This window comes from Bradyrhizobium sp. cf659 (assembly GCF_900113725.1).
Lineage (GTDB): Bacteria > Pseudomonadota > Alphaproteobacteria > Rhizobiales > Xanthobacteraceae > Bradyrhizobium.
This window is the reverse complement of record NZ_FOQJ01000011.1, coordinates 140,019-159,637: the sequence shown is the minus strand read 5'-3', so window position 1 is coordinate 159,637 and position 19,619 is coordinate 140,019. Positions and strand designations below refer to the sequence as shown.

Genomic DNA, 19,619 nt, shown 5'->3' with positions numbered 1-19,619 from the left:
ATGGGCGTTGCCGGATAAATGCTCTCGGCCGGCCGGTATTTTGGTGTTACGAACTGGGACATGAACCAGCACGCCAAGATCGAAATTCGCCACTCGACCTGTCCGCACGATTGCCCCTCGGCCTGCGCCCTCGATGTCGAGGTGGTCGAAGGACGCAGCATCGGCCGCGTCCGCGGTTCGAAGAAGCAGACCTATACGGCCGGCGTCGTCTGCGCCAAGGTCGCCCGCTATGCCGAGCGCATCCATCACCCCGAACGGCTGATGTATCCGATGCGCCGCACCGGGCCGAAGGGCTCCGGGCAATTCGCCCGTATCTCCTGGGATGAGGCGCTGGACGAGATTGGGGACCGCTTCAACCAGGCCGAACGCGAGTTCGGCGCGGAATCGGTCTGGCCTTATTACTACGCCGGCACGATGGGGCTGGTGATGCGCGACGGTCTCAACCGTCTCACGCATGTGAAGAAATATTCGCGCTTCTATCAGACGATCTGCGCCAATGTCGCGCGGATCGGATATGCGATCGGCACCGGCAAGATCGCCGGCGTCGATCCGCGCGAGATGGCGCTCTCCGACCTCGTGGTGATCTGGGGCACCAATCCCGTCAACACCCAGGTCAACGTGATGACGCACGCCGCGCGGGCGCGCAAGGAGCGCGGCGCCAAGATCGCGGCCGTCGACATCTACGACAACGAGACCATGAAGCAGGCTGACATCAAGATCATCCTGCGTCCCGGCACCGACGGCGCCTTTGCCTGCGGTGTCATGCACGTCCTGTTCCGCGACGGCTATGCCGACCGCGCCTACATGGACAAGTACACCGATTGCCCTGCCGAGCTCGAGGCGCATCTGAAGACGCGCACACCGGAATGGGCCTCTGCCATCTGCGGCGTGCCGGTGTCCGAGATCGAGGCGTTTGCGAAGCTGGTCGGCGAGACCCAGCGAACCTTTCTCCGCCTCGGCTACGGCTTTACCCGCTCGCGCAACGGCGCGACACAGATGCATGCGGCGCTGTGCATTCCCGCGGTGACCGGTGCCTGGCAATATGAAGGCGGCGGCGCCTTCTTCAACAATTACGCGCTGTGGCATTTCAACGAATCCATCATCGAGGGCCACGACACGATCGACCGGACCACGCGCGCACTCGACCAGTCGAAGATCGGCCGCATCCTCACCGGCGACGCCGAGGCCTTGCTCGGCAAGGGGCCGGTCAAGGCGATGCTGATCCAGAACACCAATCCGATGACGGTGGCGCCGGAGCAGGCGCTCGTTCGGCAGGGCTTTGCGCGCGCGGATCTGTTCGTCGCGGTGCACGAGCAGTTCATGACCGAGACGGCTGAGATGGCCGACATCGTGCTGCCGGCGACCATGTTCATGGAGCACGACGACCTCTATTACGGCGGCGGCCATCAGCACATCTCGGTTGGACCCAAGCTGATCGATCCGCCCGGCGAATGCCGCTCCAACCACCAGCTGCTGCAGGCGCTGGCGCCGCGGCTTGGCGCCGGGCATCAGGGCTTCGAGATGACGTCGCGCGAACTGATCGACGCGACGCTGAAGCTCAGCAACCACGGCGACATCGCCGGCCTCGAAGCCGACATCTGGCGTGACCTGCAACCGGACTTCCGCACCGCGCACTTCCTCGACGGCTTTGCCCATGCCGACGGGAAATTCCATTTTAAGGCGGACTGGGCGCATCCGCAGTTCGGCCAGACGATGGGCGATGTCGACCGGATGCCGTCACTGCCCGACCATTGGGCGGTGATCGAGCACGCCGACCAGGCTCATCCGTTCCGGCTTGCGACCAGTCCCTCGCGCAGCTTCCTCAACACCACCTTCAACGAGACGCCGTCCTCGCAGGCGCGCGAAGGCAAGGCGAGCGTGATGATCCACCCGCTGGACGCGGCCTCCCTCGACATCGCCGACGGCGACGCCGTGACGCTCGGCAACACCCGCGGCGAGACCACGCTGATTGCGACGCTGTTCGAGGGCGTGCGGCGCGGCGTCCTGATCGCGGAGTCCGTTCATCCGAACAAGAATCATGTCGGCGGCCGCGGCATCAACATGCTGACGGGCGCCGAAGCGGTGGCGCCGATCGGCGGCGCCGCATTCCACGACAACAAGGTCTGGATCAAAAAGGCGACCGCTGCTTAAGGCACGCACTCGGTCACACCGTAGCCCGCAAACTCCTTCGCGATGTTCGGATCCATGGATTTCGCCAGCGCGATGTCGCTGGCGCCGTCGCCGCCGCTCCTGCGGGTGGCGACGCCGCGGCCGAACAGCGAGGACGAGGAGCGCGGATTGCGCTGGATCGCGTCGGTATAGTCCTTGATCGCCTCGGCGGTTCGGCCGAGCTTGAGGTTGACGAGCCCGCGGCTGTCGAACGCATCGCTCAAGCCGGGATCGAGCTGAAGCGCCAGATTGCAGTCGGCGAGCGCGCCTTGCAGGTCGCCGGTTGCAGCCCGCGTCCAGCAGCGATTGTTCAGCGCTTGCGCATCCCGGGGGGCACGGCGGATCACCGCGTCAAAATCCTGCATGGCGAGCGCGTGGGCGCGCTTGATCGCGTAGACCTGGCCGCGCTTGTAGCGCGAGATGGCATCGTTGGCGTTGGCTGCGATCTTGCGGCTGAGATCGGCGATGACAGGGTCTCTTGCGAGGTCGTCCGCACTCGGGGTGGGCTCTGCTTGCGGCACCTCGCAGACCGGCTTCTGCGGCGCCGGCGTCGTCGGAGCCGGGTCGGCGGCCGTGTTGTCCGGCGGTCGCGCCACGAGGCCCGCAAACGAGAATTCCGTCGTCAGCGAGGACGACAGCCACGGCACCTGCTCCCGCTTGGTGGCGGTGATCACGCCGTTCTTGGTGTTGGTCAACGCCTGTTCGGCGCTGATGCCCGGCGCGCGCATCTCGCGCAGCAGCTCGGCGACGAACAGGCTGCGATCGGTCTTGCCGGTCGGCGCGACTGCGCCGAGCGCGCTCGAATAGAGCACCAGCGAATTGCTCGGCGCGATCGCCGGCGCAAGGCCGGCCGAATAGCGGCGGAAGCGCCGCTCGAACGGGTTGCGGCGGGAGGCGTCGATCAGGGCGATCTTGATCGCGGCGCCACGCGTGTTCATCTCGGCGAGAATGGTGTCGAGGCTGAAGCCGTCGCGCGACACGTCGGGTTCGGCCCAGATCTGCGCATCGACGGGAAGCAGGTAGGTTTGCCGGTTGGACTGGATGCCAAAGCCGTCGAAGAAGATCAGCGCGACCGCGCCGCGTTCGATGCGGGCATAGAAGCGATCCAGCGCCTGCCGCATGGCGTCGCCCGTGAGGTTCGTCTGCTGGTCCACCACGAAGCCGTCGCGCTTCAACTCATCGGCGACGGCTTGCGCGTCGTTGGCGGCGTCGTTGAGCACGAATTCGTTGTCGGGATATTTCGCGTTGCCGATCACCAGTGCGAGCTTCGCCGCATCGGCCGCGCGGCTTGTGGTGCCGGCGCACACCGCGATGAGGCCAGCCAGCAGCAATGCAATGGTGGTGCGCATGAAATGGCTCATCGGTCATCAAAATCTCTGGTCAGGATAGAGGTCGTGGCCGGTAATTCAATCGGCAAGCGAAGTTGCGCTCACACGCTATGGTGACACGGCGTTGCAGAATGCCCTTGCGCCCGCCGCCCGACCTGCCGCAAATGGCAGCAAAACGGGAGCAAGGAAGCGAGCGTGCCATGACCGACACCACAGCCGTCATCACCGAGAAGCGCGGGCAGGCGTTCTGGATCACCATCAACCGGCCGGAGAAACGCAACGCGCTGAACGGCGACGTCATCGCCGGCATCACCAAAGGCTATCGCGACGCGCATGACGACAAGGACGTCCGCGTCATCGTGCTGACGGGCGCGGGCGACAAGGCGTTCTGCGCGGGCGCCGATCTGCAGAACTCCGGCGCGGCTTTCGCGATGGATCATTCCAAACCAAATGTCGACTATGCCGATCTGTTACGTTTGTCACAGAACGCCACCAAACCGGCGATTGCGCGGGTCGGCGGCGTCTGCATGGCCGGCGGCATGGGCCTGTTGTGCATGACCGACATGGCGGTTGCGGCCGATCACGTCATCTTCGGCCTGCCCGAGGTGAAGGTCGGCGTGTTCCCGATGCAGGTCCTGAGCCTGTTGCAGAGCATCGCCCCGCCGCGCCTCGTCAACGAATGGGCGCTGACCGGCGAGCCGTTCGACGCGAAGGCGGCGCAGGCAGCGGGCCTGCTCAACTACGTCGTCCCGACGGCCGAGCTGGACGCCAAGGTCGACTGGCTGATCGGCCGCATCGTCGACAAATCCCCGACCGCGATCCGCCGCGGCAAATACGCCATGCGCGCCATCGCCTCGATGTCGTTCGACGAGAGCATCGCCTACACCGAAAGCCAGATCGCGCTGCTGGCGATGACCGAGGATGCGAAAGAGGGCCTGAAGGCGTTCAGCGAGAAGCGCAAGCCGGTTTGGACGGGAAGGTGAGGGTTGGTCGGTGTCGTCCTGGCGAAAGCCAGGACCCATTACCCCAGGAGTCAGTTATCGCGCGCGCTCTTAACCACCAATCTTCGCCATAACCCCCGCCGGTGGTAATGGGTCCTGGCTTTCGCCAGGACGACATTGGGGAGGCGGTATGCGCGCTACAGACTCGTCATTGCGAGCGTAGCGAAGCAATCCAGACTATCTCCGCGGAAAGACGAGGGATTGCTTCGCTTCATCCGGGCTACGGGAGGAGGCTTACCCCGCGTTGGCCCTCAGCCCCGCCGCCTGGATGCCCGCCACTGCGCTGGCCTCGTCATTGTCGGAGGTGTCGCCGGACACGCCGACGGCGCCGAGCAGCGTCGTGCCGTCCATGATCAGCACGCCGCCGGGGACCGGCACCAGCGCGCCCTTGGCAATCGTATTCACGGCGTCGATGAAATAGGCCTGCTCCTGCGCGCGCTGGTACAGCGCGCGCGATCCCATGCCCATCGCGAGCGCGCCATAGGCTTTGCCGTGCGCGATCTCGGCGCGCATCAGGCTGGTGCCGTCCTGGGCGGCCGCGATCTTGAGCACGCCGCGCGCGTCCAGGATGGTGACGACGAGCGGCTTGAGCTTGAGTTCGGTGGCCTTCGCGAAGGCGGCGTCGAGGATCTTGCGGGCAACTTCGAGCGTCAGTTCAGCCATGGCTGGGTTCCTTTGCAGCTGGAGAAGGGGAATTGGTCTTGGCGCGATCGAGGCTCATCGCCAGCACGCGCGCGACGTGAAGCGCTTCGCGCTTCGTGCCGTCGTGGATCTGGTGCCGGCAGGAGGTGCCGTCGGCGACGACCAGCGTCGCCTCGTCTGCGCGCCGCACGGCGGGCAGCAGCGACAGCTCGGCCATCTCGATCGAGGCGTCGTAGGTCTCAGTGCCATAGCCGAAGGCGCCCGCCATGCCGCAGCAGCTGGACTCGATGGTCTCGACCTCGAGGCCGGGAACGAGCCGCAGCACCTGCTCGACCGGCTTGAAGGCGCCGAAGGATTTCTGGTGGCAATGGCCGTGCACCACGGCCTTGTCGGCGACGGTGCCGAGCGGCAATTGCAGCCGGCCGGCCTGGGCCTCGCGCACCAGGAATTCCTCGAAGGTCAGCGCGTGGGCACTGATGGCCTTGGCGTCATCGTCCTTGCGCAGCGAAGCAAGCTCGTCGCGCAGCGTCAGCAGGCAGCTTGGCTCGAGGCCGACGATCGGCACGCCGCGCGCGGCGAAGGGCGCGAAGGCGGCCACCAGCCGATCGAGCTCGGCCCTGGCCTCGTCGACGAGACCGGCCGAGAGGAAGGTGCGCCCGCAGCACAGCGGGCGGCTGCCGCTCGCGGGCTTGGGCAGATGCACGCGATAACCGCCGGCCGCGAGCACGCGTAGCGCGGCGTCGAGGTTTTCGCGCTCATAGATGCGGTTGAACGTGTCGGCGAAAAGCACGACCTCGCGGCCGTTTTCCGGGCCGACGCAATCAGCCGGCGGCGCAAACACGTCGCTGCGGAAGGCGGGCAGCGCCCGGCGCGCGCTGATGCCGGCAAAGCGCTCGAACAGGTTTCGCAGCAGCGGGCTGTGATTGCGCAAATTCGCCAGCGGCGCGAAGCGCGAGGCGAGTCCGGCATAGCGCGGGAGATAGCCGACCAGGCGGTCGCGCAGCGTCAGGCCGTGGGTGGCGGCGCGTGCGGCGAGCACCTCGATCTTCATCTTGGCCATGTCGACACCGGTCGGGCATTCGTGGCGGCAGGCCTTGCAGGAGACGCAGAGCTTGAGCGTCTCCATCATCTCGTCGGAGGAGAGCGCATCGGGGCCGAGCTGGCCGGAGATCGCAAGGCGCAAAGTGTTGGCGCGCCCCCGCGTGACGTCCTTCTCGTTGCGCGTCGCGCGGTAGGACGGGCACATCACGCCGCCCTCGAGCTTGCGGCAGGCGCCGTTGTTGTTGCACATCTCGACCGCGCCCTGGAAACCGCCGCCGGCGCCGGGATAAGCGGACCAGTCGAGCTTGGTCTTCAGCTCCGTGACGCGATAGTCCGGCCGGTAGCGGAACAGCGAGCGGTCGTCCATCCTGGGTGCATCGACGATCTTGCCGGAATTGAGGGTGCCATCGGGATCGAAGCGCTGCTTCACCTCCCTGAAGTCGGCAACGAGGCGTTCGCCGAACATCGCTTCGTGGAATTCCGAGCGCACCAGGCCGTCGCCATGCTCGCCGGAATGCGAGCCCTTGTATTCGCGCACCATGGCGAAGGCTTCCTCGGCGATGGCGCGCATCGCCTTGACGTCCTTCTCCAGCTTCAAGTTCAGCACCGGGCGCACATGCAGGCAGCCCTCGGAGGCGTGTGCATACATCGTGCCGCTGGTGCCGTGCCTGGCAAAAACCTCGTTCAGCCGCGCGGTGTAGTCGGCCAGATGCGGCAGCGGCACGGCGCAGTCTTCGACGAAGGAGACCGGCTTGCCCTCCTGCTTCATCGACATCATGACGTTGAGGCCGGCGGCGCGGAAATCGGCGATGCCGCTCTGGAGCGCGGGCTCGGTGATCTCGACCACGCCGCCCCATTTGCGCTTGTCGTTGTTCCAGCCGAAGCCGAGATCGCCCATCAGCTGGGTGAGCTGCTTCAGGCGCAGGAGATTGTCGGCCTGGTCCTCTTCGGCGAATTCGACCACCAGCACGGCGTCCGGATCGCCCTTGATCGTGGCCGAGATGATCGGCTTGAACATCGCGATGTCGCGGCCGAGCGCGATCATGGTGCGGTCGACCAGCTCGACCGCGATCGGCTTGAGTTTGACGAGATGCTGGGCCGCATCCATCGCCTCGTAGAAGCTGCCGAAATGGCAGACACCGAGCGCCTTGTTGCGGATGACGGGCCAGAGCTTCAGCTCGACCTTGGTGGTGAAGGCCAGGGTACCTTCCGAGCCGACCAGCAGATGCGCCATGTTGTTCGGCGCGTTGCGCGGCACCAACGCATCGAGATTGTAGCCGCCGACGCGGCGCTGGACCTTTGGGAAGCGTGCCGCGATTTCGTCGGCCTCGCGGGTGCCGAGATCGAGCATGTCGCGAAATAGCGCCCGGGCATTGTCGCCCGCATCAATATCGGAGAGATCGCGCGAGACCTCGCCGAAGCGGCTCAGCGTGCCGTCCGCAAGGGCGGCCTCCATCGACAGCGTGTTGTCGCGCATGGTGCCGTAGCGCAAGCTGCGGCCGCCGCACGAATTGTTGCCGGCCATGCCGCCGATGGTGGCGCGCGAGGCCGTGGAGACGTCGACCGGAAACCACAGGCCGTGCTTCTTGAGCTGGCGGTTGAGGTCGTCGAGCACGATGCCGGGCTCGACCACGCAGGTGCGGTTCGCGACGTCGAGCGACAGGATGCGGTTGAGGTGCTTCGAGAGATCAACGACGAGGCCGTCATTGACGGTCTGGCCGCATTGCGAGGTGCCGCCGCCGCGCGGGGTGACCTTGCGGCCCTCGTCACGGGCGATCGCCAGGGCCTTCAGTGCCTCGTCCATGGTCTTGGGCACGACCACGCCCGCCGGCACGATCTGGTAGAACGAGGCGTCGGTGGCGTAGCGGCCGCGGCTGAAGGGGTCGAACAGGACGTCGCCGGTCAATTCCGACCGCAGGCGCCGTTCGAGCGAGGAGGCGTTTGTCATCCCTGATCCCGGACTGACCCAGCGAGGCTCAGCCTTGCTGAGTTATTCATTATTGTTCATGATCGATTATATTATGAATTCAAAATGAGCAAGCCAGCCGCCATCAGGGCGAGGCCGGCGCGTCCTCTTGGGGCTCGGTCAGGTGCTCGATCGCGGCCGTCCGCTTGTTGCGCAGGTGCTGGAACAGGATGTCGCTGAGCTCGCTGCCGGCGCGGCGGCGCAGCGCATCGAGGATGGCCTCGTGCTCGCGCATGGCCTCCGCCCAGCGCTGCCGCTTGCGGGCGAAATTGGCGGAGTAGCGGACGCGGCGGATCCTTCCTGCGAAGTTGGCGTAGGCCGTCTTCAGGGTCTCGTTGCGCGCGGCCGCCACGATGCTCTCGTGGATGCGCTGGTTGGTCTGGAAATAGCCGTGCATGTCGCGGTGCAGATAGTGGCCGTACATCTCGTAATGCAGCTGCTCGATCGCGGTGATTTCCGCATCGGTAATGGCCTCGCAGGCGAGGCGCCCGGCAAGGCTTTCCAGGCCCGCCATGACGTCGAACAGCTCCTCGAGGTCGCGCTGGCTGAGCTGGCGCACCCGCGCGCCGCGGTTCGGCAGCAGCTCGATCAGGCCCTCGGCGGCGAGCACTTTGAGCGCCTCACGCAGGGGCGTGCGGGAGATGCCGAGCATCTCGCAGAGCTGGCGCTCGGGAACGCGCGCGCCGTCGGGAATGTTGCCTTCGACCACGTAGTCGCGCAGCCGCAGCAGGATCTCGCCGTGGAGCGAGGCCTCCTGGCGGTCACCGCCGTTTCCGGCGGGCGGGGCGATTGGAACCCCGGTGTCGGGAATCGTGGATTTCATTTGCAGCACAATAGTTTGCCCGTTTGGTCACGTCGACGTCCACAATCGAATACCAAATTTCGATTGAAAGGACAAAAAATGAATGCAAAATAGTCAGCAACGCCGGCCAGAACCCGCCGACAGGGAGGTTTTTATGCACCAGGGACGCCATTTCCTTCAGATTCCGGGCCCAAGCCCGGTCCCCGAGCGCGTCCTGCGCGCCATGGACATGCCGGTCATTGACCACCGCAGCGCCGAATTCGGCGAGCTCGGCCGCACCGTGCTCGAAGGCAGCCAGAAGATTTTCCAGACCGCGGGGCCGGTGGTGATCTTTCCCTCGTCGGGGACCGGCGCCTGGGAGGCTGCGATCGTCAACACGCTGTCGCCGGGCGACCGGGTGCTGATGGTCGAGACCGGCCATTTCGCCACCCTGTGGCGCCAGATGGCGGGCCGCTTCGGCATCGAGGTCGATTTCGTTCCCGGCGACTGGCGCCGCGGCGCCGATCCCGCCGTGATCGAGGCGAAGCTCACCGAGGACAAGGCACGCGCGATCAAGGCCGTCATGGTCGTGCACAACGAGACCTCGACCGGCGCGACCAGCCGCATCGCCGAGATCCGCGCCGCGATCGACCGCACCTCGCATCCCGCGCTGCTGATGGTGGACACCATCTCCTCGCTCGGCTCGGTCGACTACCGCCACGACGAATGGAAGGTCGATGTCAGCGTGAGCTGCTCGCAGAAGGGCTTCATGCTGCCGCCCGGCCTCGGCTTCAACGCGATCTCGGAGAAGGCGCGCGCTGCGTCCAAGACCAACAAGATGCCGCGCTCCTATTTCGACTGGGAGGAGATGCTGAAGCCGAACGCGAAAGGCTTCTTCCCCTACACGCCGGCGACCAATCTGCTCTACGGCCTGCGCGAGGCGATCGCGATGCTGCTCGAAGAGGGGCTCGACAACGTCTTCGCCAGGCATCAGCGGTTAGCGGCCGCAACCCGCGCCGCCGTCAATCATTGGGGCCTCGAAGTGCTCTGCCAGGAGCCGGCCGAGTTCTCGCCGGTGCTCACGGCGGTGCTGATGCCGCCGGGACATGACGCCGATCAGTTCCGGAAAGTGGTGCTCGACAATTACAACATGTCGCTCGGCTCGGGCCTGTCGAAGGTTGCCGGGAAGGTCTTCCGCATCGGCCATCTCGGCGAATGCAACGCGCTGACGCTGCTCGGCGCGCTCACCGGCGTGGAGATGGGCCTGTCGGTTGCGGGCGTGCCGCATCGCTCCGGCGGCGTCGATGTCGCGATGAAGCTTTTGGAGCAGCGCCCGCCGGGCAATGCGTCGCCGCATCTGAAAGTGGTCGGCACGTAAGTCGCGCGGGACACGCGAGCGGCAATCAAAACAACAGCAAGTCGGGAGGGGTGAGATGGGAGTTCGGTTCAAGGCCACGCATGTCGTGCTGGCGATGCTCTGCGCGATGTATTTCATCACCTATGTCGACCGGGTGAACATCGGCACGGCGGCGAGCGAGATCCAGAAGGAGCTGGGCCTGTCGAACTCCCAGCTCGGCCTCGTCTTCTCGGCCTTCGCCTATCCTTATCTGTTGTTCCAGGTGATCGGCGGCTGGGTTGGCGATCGCTTCGGGCCGCGCAAGACGCTGTTCTGGTGCGGCATGATCTGGGCGGTCGCCACCATCATGACCGGCTTCGTCCACGGTCTGGCCGCGCTGTTCGTCGCGCGCTTCGCGCTCGGCTTCGGCGAGGGCGCGACGTTCCCGACCGCAACGCGCGCGATGCAATATTGGACGCCGGCGAACCGCCGCGGCTTTGCACAAGGCCTGACGCATTCCTTCGCCCGGCTCGGCAATGCCGTCACGCCACCCGTGGTGGCGCTGCTGATCCTCTGGCTGACCTGGCGCGGTGCCTTCGTCGTGCTCGGCTTCGTCAGCCTCATCTGGGGCGTGATCTGGGTCTGGTACTTCCGCAACGAGCCGAAGGAGCATGCCTCCATCACCGAAGCCGAGCTTGCGGCGTTGCCGCCGCGCCCGACCGGCGAGCGGCCGCGCGTGCCGTGGGGACCGTTGCTCGGGCGGATGTGGCCGGTGACGCTGACCTATTTCTGCTACGGCTGGTGCCTGTGGCTCTACCTCAACTGGCTGCCGCTGTTCTTCAAGAACAACTACGGCCTCGACATCAAGAACTCGGCGCTGTTCGCCTCCGGCGTGTTCTTCGCCGGCGTGGTCGGCGACAGCGTCGGCGGCGTGCTGTCGGACAAGATCCTCGACCGCACCGGCAATGTCCGCCTGGCGCGGCTCAGCGTCACCGTTGCGGGATTTACGGGGGCGCTGCTCTCGCTGTTTCCGATCCTGTTCGTCCACGACATCACCATCGTCGCGCTGTGCCTGTCGGCCGGCTTCTTCTGCGCGGAGCTCGTGATCGGCCCGATGTGGTCGATCCCGATGGACATCGCCCCGAAATATTCCGGGACGGCCTCGGGAATCATGAACACCGGCTCGGCCTTCGCGGCCATCGTCTCCCCGCTGGTCGCGGGTTTCGTGATCGACGCGACCGGCAACTGGTACCTGCCGTTCCTGATGTCGATGGGGCTGCTGCTGCTCGGCGGCTTTTCCGCCTTCCTGATGCATCCGGAGCGTCCGTTCGCGGAGGCCGAGGGCAGGCTGCCGTCCGGAAAGGTGGTGCCCGCGGAGTAGGGGGCGGCGGAGGCCCGCCGTCCGTGCATGGGAGGAGCCTTAAGGAGAGGGGACAAGCCGGTCAAATGGTGCTATTCGGCGGCCATCAAAATCAAGGCAAGACCGGGAAGGACGCCGATGACCGTGCATACTGGAAGGCATTTCCTACAGATTCCAGGACCGACCAACGTGCCCGACCGCGTGCTGCGGGCGATGGACATGCCGACGCTGGACCATCGCGGTCCGGAGTTCGCCGAGCTCGGCTTCGCCGTGCTTGCCGCGATGCAGCGCGTGTTCCGCACCAAGCAGCCCGTGATCATCTTCCCCTCGTCCGGCACCGGCGCCTGGGAAGCGGCGATGGTCAACGTGTTTTCGCCCGGCGACAAGGTCCTGATGTGCGAGACCGGCCAGTTCGCCGTGCTGTGGCGCGGCATCGCCGACAGGTTCAAGCTCGACGTCGACTTCATCCCGAGCGACTGGCGCCATGGCGCCGATCTCGCCGAGATCGAGAAGCGGCTCGTGGCCGACAAGCAGCACACGATCAAGGCGGTCTGCGTCGTGCACAACGAGACTTCGACCGGCTGCGTGACGCCGCCGCTGGAGGTGCGCAAGCTGCTCGACCGCGTCAAGCATCCGGCGCTGCTGATGGTCGACACCATCTCCGGCCTCGGCTCGATGGAATACGAGCACGACGCCTGGGGCATCGACGTCTCGGTCGCGGGCTCCCAGAAGGGCCTGATGCTGCCGCCCGGCCTCGGCTTCAACGCCGTCTCGGAGAAGGCGCTCGCGGTCGCCAAGGCCAACCCCGGCATGCGCTCCTACTGGGACTGGCAGGAGGTCATCAGCTTCAACAAGCTCGGCACCTTCCCCTATACGCCCGCGACCAACCTGCTCTACGGCCTGCGCGAAGCGGTCAAGATGCTGGAAGAGGAAGGGCTGGAGAACGTCTGGACCCGCCACAAGCGCCACAGCGCGGCGACGCGCGCCGCGGTCAAGGTCTGGGGCCTGGAGACGCAGTGCGCCGATCCTGCCGCGCATTCGCCTGCGCTGACCGGCGTGCGCGTGCCGGATGGACACGACGCCGACGCCTTCCGCAAGGTGGTGCTGGAAAACTTCGACATGTCGCTCGGCACCGGCCTGAACAAGGTCAAGGGCAAGGTGTTCCGCATCGGTCATATCGGCCATTTCAACGATCTGATGCTGATGGGCACGCTCGCCGGCGTCGAGATGGGCCTGGATCTTGCAAAGATTCCGCACCGGAGCGGCGGCGTGTTGGCGGCCATGGACGTCCTGAAGGGACGCGACGTGGTGCCGATGGCCAAGGCGCAGGTGGCCTGAATTAACCTAGAAAGTGAGCGCGCGATGAACGCACCGACGACGACTAACGAAGACCTGCTCTACTCCGTCCAGGACGGCATCGCGCGGATCACCTTCAACCGCCCCCAGGCGCGCAACGCAATGACCTTCGCCATGTATGACCGCATGGCGGAGATATGCACCGAGATCAACGCCGACCGCTCGATCAAGGCGCTGATCCTGACCGGCGCCGGCGATAAGGCGTTCGCCTCCGGCACCGATATCTCGCAATTCCGCGCCTTCAAGACTGCGCAGGACGCGCTCGATTACGAGGCCCGCATCGACCGCGTGCTCGGCACGCTCGAGCAGTGCCGCGTGCCCGTGATCGCGGCGATCGCCGGGGCCTGCACCGGCGGCGGCGCCGGCATTGCGGCCTGCTGCGATCTCCGCATCGGGACCGAGACGGCGCGCATCGGCTTTCCGATCGCGCGCACGCTCGGCAACTGCCTGTCGATGTCCAACATCAGCCGCGTCGTCTCGCTGGTGGGACCTGCCCGCACCAAGGATCTGATCTTCAAGGCGCGCCTGGTCGAGGCGCCGGAAGCACTAGCCCTCGGCCTGCTCAACGAAATCGTGCCCGACGTCGAGACGCTTCAGCGCCGTGCCGACGAGACCGCAAAGCTCGTCGCCAGCCACGCCCCGCTCACGCTCGAGGCGACCAAGGAAGCGGTCCGCCGCATCCGCCGCACGCTGTCGCGCGAAGAGGGCGAGGACCTGATCCTCAAGGCCTATATGAGCGAAGATTTCCGCGAGGGCATGGACGCCTTCCTCAACAAGCGCACGCCCGTCTGGAAGGGCAAGTAACGAGCGCGCCGTCGAGCGCTTTCCGTCAGCCGAAAGTCATATGCGGCGACACGACCGCCTGCTTGAACTCGTCAGCAATAGTCCGCACAATGCAACGATAGTCTTCCCGGCATCACAAAGCCAATAAGAATCAGGGGACGAAACTCGTGCGAATTTCAGTGAAAGCCGTCAGCGCTGCAACAGCGCTGTTGTTGAGCACGCCGGCTTTTGCCGGCTGGGAACCGACCAAACCGGTCGAGATCGTGGTGGCGGCCGGTGCGGGCGGTGCTTCCGATCAGATGGCGCGGATGATGCAGGCCGCGATCCAGAAGAACAATCTGATGAAGCAGCCGATGGTCGTCTCGCTCAAGGGCGGCGCCTCGGGCGCGGAAGCGCTGATGTACATGAAGTCGAGCGAGGGCGACCCGAACAAGGTGCTGATCGCCTATTCCCTGATCTACATGCTGCCGCTGTCGGCGAAGATTCCGTTCAACTGGCGTGAGCTGACCCCGGTCTCGGTGATTGCGCTCGACCAGTTCGTGCTGTGGGACAACAGCGCGGGTCCCAAGACGGTGAAGGAGTTCGTCGCGGCCGCGAAGGCGGCGAGCTCGCCGTTCAAGATGGGCGGCACCGGCTCCAAGCGCGAGGATCACGTGCTGACCGTGTTCCTGGAGCAGAAGACCGGCGCGAAATTCTCTTATCTGCCCTACAAGTCCGGCGGCGAGGCCGCGACCCAGCTCGTCGGCAATCACACCGAATCCAACGTCAACAACCCCAGCGAAAACCTCGAAGTCTGGCGCGCCGGCCAGGTGCGTCCGCTCTGCGTGTTCGACAAGGAGCGCATCTCCTACACCAGCAAGGTGACGGACACGCAGTCCTGGGCCGACATCCCGACCTGCAAGGAGGAGGGCGTTGACGTCCAGTATCTGATGCTGCGCGCGATGTTCCTGCCCGGCAAGGTGACTGCCGAGCAGCAGGCGTTCTATGTCGAGCTGTTCCACAAGGTGACGCAGACCACCGAGTACAAGGACTACATGGAGAAGCAGGCGTTGAAGCCGATCTTCCTCACCGGCAAGGACATGGTGCAATTCCTCGAGGAGGACGATGCCACCAACAAGGCGCTGATGACGGAAGCCGGATTCGTCGCGAAGTAACTTTCTCTTTTCTCCCTCTCCCCGCTCTTGCGGGGAGAGGGTTGGGGTGAGGGGCTCTCTCCGCGAGTCCGACTCTCACCGTCCCTGCGGAGACTCCCCCTCACCCCAACCCTCTCCCCGCAAGCGGGGAGAGGGGGAATTGAACGGACTCCGTCCCTAACAAGCATGTCTCAAACCGATATCGAAATCGTCGTCGACGATCCGACCGCGCCTGAAGAGGACTCGCCCTCCGTCGTCAGCTCCGGCACGATCGAAATCCTTGTCTGCCTCCTGCTGCTCGCGCTGGCGATCACGCTCGGCTACGACAATTGGCGCACCGGGGCGTCCTGGGACGCAACCGGGCCGGAGCCCGGCTATTTCCCGTTCTATCTCTCCCTCATCCTCGCCGGCGGCAGCCTCTACGGCCTGATCACGGCGCTCGTCGCGCGGCGGGCGACGTCCGGAAGCTTCATCACGCGCGCGCAGGCCCGCCGCGTGATGGCGGTGTTCGTGCCGACGCTGCTGTTCTGTCTGGTGACCCAATTCCTCGGCCTCTATGTCGCGAGCTTCCTGCTGATCGCGAGCTTCATGCGCCTCGTCGGCAAGATCGCGCTGTGGAAGTCGCTGCTCACCGCGCTCGTGTTTACGGCGATCATGTTCGTCACCTTCGACATCGCCTTCGACGTCATCATGCCGAAGGGGCCGCTCGAAGCGGCCTTCGGCCACTAAGGCGCCCCCGCGATGGAAGCTCTCGGTCTCCTGTTTCACGGCTTCGCGGTCCTGCTGACGTGGAAGACGCTCGTGCTGATGATGGTCGGGCTGGTGCTCGGCATCTTCGTCGGCGTGCTGCCGGGGCTCGGCGGCCCCAACGGCGTTGCGATCCTGTTGCCGCTCACCTTCACGATGGACCCGACCTCCGCCATCGTGATGCTGTCCTGCATCTATTGGGGTGCGCTGTTCGGCGGCGCCATCACCTCGATCCTGTTCAACATCCCGGGCGAGGCCTGGTCGGTCGCGACCACCTTCGACGGCTATCCGATGGCGCAACAGGGCAGGGCGGCGGAGGCGCTGACCGCGGCGTTCACGTCCTCCTTCATCGGCTCGCTGGTCGCGGTGCTCCTGATCACCTTTCTCGCGCCGATGATCTCGTCCTTTGCGTTGAAGTTCGGCCCGCCCGAGTTCTTCGCGGTGTATCTGTTGACCTTCTGCTCCTTCGTCGGCCTCGGGCGCGAGGCCAAGCACAAGACGGTCATCTCGATGTCGCTCGGGCTGCTGCTCGCCGGCATCGGCATGGACACGGTGTCGGGCAATCTGCGCATGACCTTCGGCTCGGCCGAGCTCTTGCGCGGCATCAACTTCCTCGTCGCCGTCATCGGCCTGTTCGGCATCAGCGAGATCCTGTTGACCATGGAGGAGCGTCTGGCATTGCGGGGACATGCGGCGAGCATCTCGCTGCGCGTCGTGCTTAGCGTCTGGAAGGACCTGCCGAAATACTGGGTGACGCTGCTGCGCTCCTCCTTCATCGGCTGTTGGCTCGGCATCACCCCGGGCGGGGCGATCGCCGCGTCCTTCATGGGTTACAATCTCGCCAAGCGCTTTTCCAAGGATCCCGAGAGTTTTGGCAAGGGCCGCATCGAGGGCGTGTTCGCGCCGGAAACGGCGGCGCATGCCTCCGGCACCTCGGCGCTGCTGCCGATGCTGGCGCTCGGCATTCCCGGCTCCGGCACCGCCGCGATCCTGCTCGGCGGCCTGATGGTGTGGGGGCTCAATCCGGGCCCGTTGCTGTTCGTCGAGCACAAGGACTTCGTCTGGGGGCTGATCGCCTCGATGTATCTCGGTAACGTCGTCGGCCTCGTGCTGGTGCTGACGACGGTACCGATCTTCGCCTCGATCCTGCGCGTGCCGTTCGCGGCGGTGGCGCCGATGATCGTGGTGTCCTGCGCGATCGGCGCCTATGCGATCCAGAACGCGATGTTCGACATCTGGCTGATGCTCGGCTTCGGCGTCGTCGGCTACGTCTTCAAGAAGGTCGGCATTCCGCTCGCGCCGTTTACGCTGGCGCTCGTGCTCGGCAACCGCGCCGAGGATGCCTTCCGCCTGTCGATGATCGGCGCCGGCGGCGACCTCAAGGTGTTCTGGTCGAACGGGCTGGTCGGCTCGATCACGACGCTGGCGATCGTGCTGCTGTTTTGGCCGGTGATCGACGGGTTGTTGGCCCGCGTCGGACTGACGCAGCGGACCAGGGCGACATCGCGATAGGCCTGTGGAACAACTTTGTTCCAAATCAATGGCTTAGGGGAGGCGGTGGCGTTCCGGTACCGGCACAACCTTAAGCCCGATTATTTCCAGATGTTGCTGGCGCGGCACAGCCCTCAGGCAGGGAGCGGGGTATATTTTGATCACAAAATTGTGCGGGAAGAGGAATTGCCATGAAGCGGATTGTGATTGGAATGGCTGCGGCGATGTCGCTGTTCGCGACGGGGGCACTGGCGGCTGATCTCGCGGCGAGGCCTTACGTCAAGGCACCGGTCATGGTCGATCCGGTCTGGAGCTGGACCGGCTTCTACGTCGGCGCCAATGCCGGCTACAGCTGGGGCCGTTCGAACACCGACGTCACCTACAACAACACGGCGACTGGTGCGGTGATCGCGCCTCCGGCCGGATCCATCACCAGCGCGGCGTTCGACATGAACGGCGCCATCGCAGGCGGCCAGGCCGGCTACAACTGGCAGAGCTCCAACTGGGTGTTCGGCATCGAGGGCGACCTGCAATGGTCGGATGAGAAGGGCCGCGCCGGCTATAGCTGCGTGGGTACCGCCGCCGCACCGGTCGCCGGGCCCTGTCTTCCCACCTTTACATTCCTTCCGCCTGGCGGTCTGGCCGGTACGACCTTGACGGTCGACCAGAAGCTCGAGTGGTTCGGCACGGTTCGTGGTCGCGTCGGCATCCTGGCTACCCCGAAGGTGCTGTTCTACGGCACCGGCGGTGTGGCCTTCGGCGAGATCAAGACCACGGGCACCATCTCCAGCTTCAGCACCGTCGCGCCCTTCGGTCCGATTGCGGCGGTCGGCTCGAGCTCCACGACGCGCGTCGGCTGGACCGCCGGCGCAGGCGTCGAAGGCAAGATCACGCAGAACTGGAGCGCCAAGCTCGAATATCTCTACATGGATCTCGGCCGCTTCTCGTCCGGCCCGTTCAGCTTGTCGCCCGCATTGCCGATCAGCGCCAGTGTCTCGTCGCACTTCACCGACCACATCCTGCGCGCCGGCATCAACTATCAGTTCGCTGGCCCGGTGGTTGCCAAGTACTAAGATCAACAAAGGCGTCAACAAGAAGCAAAGCCCGGCTCGCGCCGGGCTTTGTCGTTTCTGTCCTGATTTTTGGAAATGGCGCCGGGCCGACGATCGGACAGTGCGGTCCGTTTGTTGCGGTCGTGCCACATCCGCAGCCTGATCGGCTCTGATTGGATTGTCGAAGCTGCGCGTACCGGGCCTCTTTCGACGCCCTCGCGCCCGTCCCCAAGATTCATCCCCGCCGCCAAACCGCGCTGAAATAGCAGCGATTTCGCGATCGTCCGGATGGTGCGCGCACGCCTCACGCGCGCGATCGGCCACCCGCGTCCTCTGAACGACCGACGTTCGAACGCAGGACGCGAAGCGATGCGCTCTTTCCTAGTGTCGCCGCACTGAATCGCCCGCGCATCTTTCGAGCAGGCGAGCAGGCAACGCCATTTCTCGAGGGAAGATTGATGACACGAATTTCGCTGGTCGCGGCGGCGATCGCCATGCTGCTTGCACCGCGTGCCTTCGCCGCCGATCTGGCGGTGCCGCACATCTACACCAAGGCGCCGCCGGTGGCCGTCGATCCCGGCTACAATTGGAGCGGCTTCTATGCCGGCATCAATGTCGGCTATGGCTGGGGCCGCTCGGCCACCACGGCCGACTTCATCGACAGCGGGGGCGGCGCGCTGCTGAGCTCGAGCGCCGCCACGTTCGATCTCAACGGCGTCACCGGCGGCGGACAGATCGGCTACAACTGGCAGCGCGAGATGTTCGTGGCGGGCTTCGAGGCCGATTTCCAGGGCAGCAGCCAGAAGGGCCGTTTCGACGCGCTGTGCGCCGGCGCACCGGCCGGTTTGCAGGACGGCGTCTGCACGCCGGGCCATCGCGGCGACAACACGTTCGATCCCGCGCTGCCTGTTACGTTCAATCTCACCCAGAAGCTCGACTGGTTCGGCACCGTCCGCGGCCGTCTCGGTGTCGCCGTGACGCCGCGCGTGCTGGTCTACGGCACCGGCGGTCTCGCCTATGGCCGCGTCTCCACCGCGGGCAGCGTGAGCGCGATCAATGTCGGCGGCTTCCCGGGCGCCGACGGAGGAACGTTCACGCCTGTTGCGGCGAGCTTCAGCAGCAGCACGACGAAGGTCGGCTGGACCGCGGGCGCCGGCATCGAAGGCGCCTTCGCCGACAATTGGAGCGCCAGGCTCGAATATCTCTATGTCGATCTCGGAACGGTGTCGGGCACGCTCGCGACTCCCGTGATCGCGCTCAGCGGCGCGCCGCTGGTCGTGGGCTATCGCGCGCACGTCACCGACAACATCCTGCGCTTCGGTGTGAACTATCGCTTCAGCGGGACCTGAGCGACTGCTTCGCAGGGCGTGGTTGCGAGTCGAAAGCCCGGTGGTCGCGCCGGGCTTTCGCGTGTCCGGAGTGAAAACAGTCAG

The 19,619-nt window shown here is 65.5% G+C and carries 15 protein-coding genes; 11 read left to right on the top strand and 4 right to left on the bottom strand.

Annotated elements, in window-relative coordinates; all coding sequences use genetic code 11:
• Positions 1–60: 60 nt before the first annotated feature.
• Positions 61–2,151, top strand: coding sequence for a molybdopterin oxidoreductase family protein (locus BM118_RS32465; protein WP_092191158.1), 2,091 nt, complete (start codon positions 61–63; stop codon positions 2,149–2,151).
• Here BM118_RS32465 and BM118_RS32460 read toward each other — a convergent pair.
• Entirely contained in the window at positions 2,148–3,518 is a 1,371-nt protein-coding gene (locus BM118_RS32460; protein ID WP_092191156.1) for a caspase family protein, read from the bottom strand. The genes BM118_RS32465 and BM118_RS32460 overlap by 4 nt on opposite strands.
• A 179-nt stretch (positions 3,519–3,697) precedes the next feature.
• Between BM118_RS32460 and BM118_RS32455 the strand changes: the two genes are divergently transcribed.
• A complete protein-coding gene (locus tag BM118_RS32455) occupies positions 3,698–4,480 on the top strand; it encodes an enoyl-CoA hydratase/isomerase family protein (RefSeq protein WP_092190942.1) in 783 nt (260 codons plus the stop codon).
• Positions 4,481–4,732: 252 nt separating this feature from the next.
• Here the strand turns inward: BM118_RS32455 and BM118_RS32450 are convergent, their stop codons facing one another.
• From BM118_RS32450 to BM118_RS32440, 3 genes are all read right to left on the bottom strand, one after another.
• Positions 4,733–5,161 carry a GlcG/HbpS family heme-binding protein gene (locus tag BM118_RS32450; RefSeq protein ID WP_092190940.1) on the bottom strand — a complete coding sequence of 143 codons (429 nt, stop codon included), beginning with the start codon at positions 5,159–5,161 and terminating at the stop codon, positions 4,733–4,735.
• Positions 5,154–8,129, bottom strand: a complete 2,976-nt coding sequence (locus BM118_RS32445) for an FAD-binding and (Fe-S)-binding domain-containing protein (RefSeq protein ID WP_092190938.1) — start codon at positions 8,127–8,129, stop codon at positions 5,154–5,156. The genes BM118_RS32450 and BM118_RS32445 overlap by 8 nt, the downstream gene beginning before the upstream one ends.
• Positions 8,130–8,232: 103 nt before the next feature.
• A complete protein-coding gene (locus BM118_RS32440; RefSeq protein ID WP_177234893.1) occupies positions 8,233–8,970 on the bottom strand; it encodes a GntR family transcriptional regulator in 738 nt (245 codons plus the stop codon).
• Between the two features lie 133 nt (positions 8,971–9,103).
• On the opposite strand from BM118_RS32440, the gene BM118_RS32435 reads away from it, so the two are divergent.
• From BM118_RS32435 to BM118_RS32395, 9 genes are all read left to right on the top strand, one after another.
• Entirely contained in the window at positions 9,104–10,306 is a 1,203-nt protein-coding gene (locus tag BM118_RS32435; RefSeq protein ID WP_441299771.1) for a pyridoxal-phosphate-dependent aminotransferase family protein, read from the top strand.
• A 55-nt stretch (positions 10,307–10,361) separates the two neighbouring features.
• Positions 10,362–11,645 carry an MFS transporter gene (locus BM118_RS32430; RefSeq protein WP_092190933.1) on the top strand — a complete coding sequence of 428 codons (1,284 nt, stop codon included), beginning with the start codon at positions 10,362–10,364 and terminating at the stop codon, positions 11,643–11,645.
• A 117-nt stretch (positions 11,646–11,762) separates the two neighbouring features.
• The gene (locus BM118_RS32425) at positions 11,763–12,962 is read left to right on the top strand and encodes a pyridoxal-phosphate-dependent aminotransferase family protein (protein WP_177234892.1); all 1,200 of its coding nucleotides are present in this window, start codon (positions 11,763–11,765) and stop codon (positions 12,960–12,962) included.
• Positions 12,963–12,986: 24 nt separating this feature from the next.
• The gene (locus BM118_RS32420) at positions 12,987–13,784 is read left to right on the top strand and encodes an enoyl-CoA hydratase/isomerase family protein (protein ID WP_092190929.1); all 798 of its coding nucleotides are present in this window, start codon (positions 12,987–12,989) and stop codon (positions 13,782–13,784) included.
• 158 nt (positions 13,785–13,942) lie between these two features.
• Positions 13,943–14,917: a Bug family tripartite tricarboxylate transporter substrate binding protein gene (locus BM118_RS32415; protein WP_441299770.1), complete on the top strand. Its 975-nt coding sequence runs from the start codon at positions 13,943–13,945 to the stop codon at positions 14,915–14,917.
• 165 nt (positions 14,918–15,082) lie between these two features.
• Complete coding sequence (locus BM118_RS32410; RefSeq protein WP_092190925.1) at positions 15,083–15,625, top strand: tripartite tricarboxylate transporter TctB family protein; 543 nt, start codon at positions 15,083–15,085, stop codon at positions 15,623–15,625.
• 12 nt (positions 15,626–15,637) lie between these two features.
• Positions 15,638–17,155 (top strand): tripartite tricarboxylate transporter permease, encoded by a 1,518-nt coding sequence (locus BM118_RS32405; protein WP_092190923.1) that lies wholly within the window; start codon positions 15,638–15,640, stop codon positions 17,153–17,155.
• 170 nt (positions 17,156–17,325) lie between these two features.
• The gene (locus BM118_RS32400) at positions 17,326–18,207 is read left to right on the top strand and encodes an outer membrane protein (RefSeq protein WP_092190921.1); all 882 of its coding nucleotides are present in this window, start codon (positions 17,326–17,328) and stop codon (positions 18,205–18,207) included.
• A 437-nt stretch (positions 18,208–18,644) separates the two neighbouring features.
• On the top strand, positions 18,645–19,535 hold the full coding sequence (locus tag BM118_RS32395) for an outer membrane protein (RefSeq protein WP_092190919.1): 891 nt from the start codon (positions 18,645–18,647) through the stop codon (positions 19,533–19,535).
• The last annotated feature ends 84 nt before the right edge of the window (positions 19,536–19,619 follow it).